Here is a 3,889-nt window from a genome sequence, read left to right on the forward strand (position 1 = left end):
ATAAATTAAAACAAAATGTTCGTAAAAAAACAGACTATTCTAAAAAGAATTTTGAAGATTTTGTTTTATGGAAAAAAACAACTAAAGGTATCCAATATATTAGTCCTTGGTTTAAAGGTCGACCTGGTTGGCATACTGAATGTGTAGTCATGATTAAAAAACTATTTCTAAATACAATTGATATACATGGAGGTGGAATTGATTTAAAGTTTCCACATCATGAGAATGAACAAGCACAATTTTGGGCAGGAGAAAATAAACCTTTAACACAATTTTTTATGCATGTAGGACATGTTTATTATCAAAACGCAAAAATGAGTAAATCTTTAGGTAATATTGTTTTAACGAAAGATATTTTGATAAATATTGAACCTAACGCGATAAAATTATTTTTTTTGTCTTGTAATTATTTACAACCTATGAATTATAGTTATGAATTGTTACAAACATTTCAATTAAAATATAAACAAATAATTTACCATTTAAATAAAAATAATTTTCAATTAGTTTTACATCAGATCAATAATTCACAAATTATCGACACTTATATCGATAAATTACACTTGATTATGTCAGATAATTTGAATACACCTAATATTTTAACTTTAGTCGAGGAAGTGCTTAAAAAAATTCATCAAAAACATGATGTTTTGAATGAATTAGCACAATTACAAAATACTCTAATTTATTTATTAAAACATTTGGACATTCAAATTGTTTTAAAAAAGGTAACAACTGAAAATATTCAAACGTATTATGCTTGGAAAAAAGCTCAAAAACAAAAAGATTTTCAAAAATCTGACACATTAAGAATAATTTTGCAAAATGAAAAGATTATTTAAATAAATCATTGAAATAGCATTCAATTGTGAAAATTATATGTTTTTAATTAAATTAAAAAGTGATAATATAATAATATGTAAATATTTTTTGGTTTTTTTATGAAAAAATAGTAAATAGAATAGGTGTCATATTATAAATAATGAGTAAAAAAAAAAAATTATTACAAGATGATTCTTTAAACGAAGTGGAGAATAAAAAAAAAAATAAGATGTCTTTTTTTCACCTCAAAGGATTAACTAATCAAGAAGCGGAAATACGTTTTGTCCAAGAGCAAAAGAAATATACTCCAAATATTGATAATAATATAAAAATTAAAGATATTATTTTCAATAATCTTTTTACTTTTTTTAATTTACTACTGTTAATAGTTACTATTATTATTATTACAATTAAGCAATATAAACATTTAATATTTTTATTTATTAATAGTTTAAATTTATTAATTAATATTATTCAAGAAATTAAAGCTAAAAAAATTTTAGATAAAATTTCTTTGTTAACTTTGAATAATACCAAAGTGATACGAAATGGTCATTTAATAGAGGTTCCTATCAAAAAGATTGTTTGTGGGGATATTTTATTTTTGGAATCAGGTTCCCAAATTACAGCAGATGCATATTTAAAAGAAGGTTTATTGGAGGTTAATGAATCTATGTTAACCGGAGAATCTAAACTAATTTTTAAAAAAAAAGGAGATTTTTTATATTCAGGTAGTTATGTCGTATCAGGGCATGGATCAGCAGAAGTTACTGCTACTGGTATAAATATGTATATTTCGAAATTAACTCTTGAAGCTAAAAAATATAAAAAAATTCAAACTCCTTTGACTAAACATCTTTCTTATTTAATTTTAACTATTATTTATATTTTAATTCCTACTACTTTAGCTTTATTTTTTTGTAGTTTAAAAGAGTATTCTTTTAATTCCTTGGCTTCAAATGAATTTATTTTAGGATTATGCGGATTTGTTTTAGGTTCTTTACCTTCAGGCTTGTTTTTATTAACAACTTTGATGTTAACAGTAGGTTTCATTAAGTTATCAAGACAAAAAGCTTATATGAAGGATCTTTTTGGGATAGAAATGTTAGCGCAAATAGATGTTTTATGTTTAGACAAAACAGGAACTATTACAGATGGAACAATGAAAGTCGAAGAAGTGGCCGAATATTCAAAGAAAAATTTAATTTCTCCTCAATTAATGTCTCAATTAGTTGGAGCTTTTCCTAATAATAATGCTACACAAAAAGCTTTATATGATAAATTTGCTTTAAAAAATTTAATTTTTGAGCCATCTAAAATTATCAATAGCCAATCTTTTTCTAGTTTGAGAAAATACAGTGCAGTGCAATTCGAAAAAGAGGGAACTTTTATTTTAGGAGCTCCAGAGTTTATTTTACAAAAACAATTCATTCAGATTAAAAAAGATGTAGAAATTAAAACGAAATTAGGTTATCGAGCAATATTATTAGCACAAACAGAGAAACCTTTAGATTGTATTAATGAACAAACAAATTTTGAAATTATTTCTTTAATTTACTTAAAAGAACATTTGAAAGAAGATGCGTTTGCTACTTTAGAATATTTTCGCCAAAATAATATCAAAATCAAAATTATTTCAGGTGATAATCAAAATACTATCGCTTATATCGCTAAAAAATTAAAGATTATCAAAAATCCTCAAAAAATCATAAATTTAACTAATATTTATGATAAACAAGAAATTACTAAATTAAGTATGGCTTATGATGTTTTTGGCCGTGTTACGCCAGAACAAAAAAAAATGATTTTGCAAGGTTTAAAACAAAATAATTTGAAAATAGCAATGATAGGGGACGGAGTTAATGATATTTTAGCTTTTAAAGAAGCTGATATATCTATCGCTATGGCTTCAGGGAGCAAAGCAACACAAAAAATCGCCAATTTGGTTATGTTAGATTCTAAATTTAGCGCCTTACCACAAGTAGTAGCCGAAGGACGTCGTATCATTAATAATTTAAAAAAGATTTCAGTTTTGTTTTTGGTTAAAACAATGTCAGTTTTCGGCTTAGCTTTGATTAATCTTTTTATTAATTGTTTTGCATCCACTAAACATCCTTTTCCTTTACAACCTTTTCAAATTAATTTAATGGATGCTTTTTTTATTGGGGTACCTTCTTTTTGGTTATCTTTAGAAGCTAATAATCAAAAAATTAAAAATAATTTTTTAAAAAGTGTTTTAAAAAGAACTTTTCCTTTTGCTTTATTAATCAGTTTTAATTATTTATTTTTGTTTTGTTGTGAAAATTTACCTATTTCTCTTTTGTTAAATATTTTATCTGCATTAACTTTTTTTTATTTATTAATTGATAATTGTGAACCTTTTAATAAGTGGAAAATGTTATTAGTTCATTTAATGTTTGGTAGTTTTATATTTACTTTTTGGTTTTTAGAATTACGGGATAAATCTGAATTAATTTTGAGTGCTTTACAAAATCAGCAATTTTTGGTTTTACTTTTAATTAATATAATTTTTTTTGTTGTTTATTTTTTTAAAAAAAAGATTAATTTTGTTCAAAAAATTTAGAGATTAAAAAAATTTTTCAATCATATGAGAAAGGATTAAAAAAATGATTATTTATGGTAAAAATATAATTAAAGAAGCTATCAAGAATAAAAGACCTATTTATCATTTATATATTGATAAAAAGTTTAAAGATATGGCTTTTTTAAATTTATTACAAAAAAAAAAATTAATTTATCATTTTTTAGATAAACATCAATTAAATGAAAAAACCCCAAATCATCATCAAGGCGTTGTAGCTGAAGTGCAAGAATATAATTATTATAATTTGGATGAGTATCTTTCGCCATATTCTTTACAAAAATTTTTAATCTTAGATAAAATACATGATCCTCAAAATTTCGGTTCTATCTTAAGAACTTTAGCTACAACTGATTTTGATGGAGTCATTTTAGGTAAAAAAAATCAAGTCCTTTTAACAGGAGCAGTAGCAAAAGCTGCTAGCGGTGCTTTAGAATATGTTAAAATTTTTTTGGTTAAAAATTT

General features: G+C 23.8%; 2 protein-coding genes and 1 pseudogene. All 3 read left to right on the plus strand.

Going from position 1 to position 3,889, the window contains the following annotated elements:
* Nucleotides 1–842, plus strand: a pseudogene (locus AlmWB_RS01310) (cysteine--tRNA ligase); the annotation flags it as partial.
* A gap of 140 nt (nt 843–982) precedes the next feature.
* Nucleotides 983–3,406 carry an HAD-IC family P-type ATPase gene (locus AlmWB_RS01315; RefSeq protein WP_239682429.1) on the plus strand — a complete coding sequence of 808 codons (2,424 nt, stop codon included), beginning with the start codon at nt 983–985 and terminating at the stop codon, nt 3,404–3,406.
* A 43-nt stretch (nt 3,407–3,449) separates the two neighbouring features.
* The coding region (locus tag AlmWB_RS01320) for a TrmH family RNA methyltransferase (RefSeq protein ID WP_192833072.1) at nt 3,450–3,889 on the plus strand (440 nt) is incomplete at its 3' end.

This window comes from Candidatus Phytoplasma phoenicium (assembly GCF_001189415.1).
Lineage (GTDB): Bacteria > Bacillota_I > Bacilli_A > Acholeplasmatales > Acholeplasmataceae > Phytoplasma > Phytoplasma phoenicium.

Excerpts from the sequence above, each read along its gene's own strand:
- AlmWB_RS01315 (WP_239682429.1), top strand. The coding sequence starts at position 983 with ATGAGTAAAAAAAAAAAATTATTACAAGATGATTCTTTAAACGAAGTG.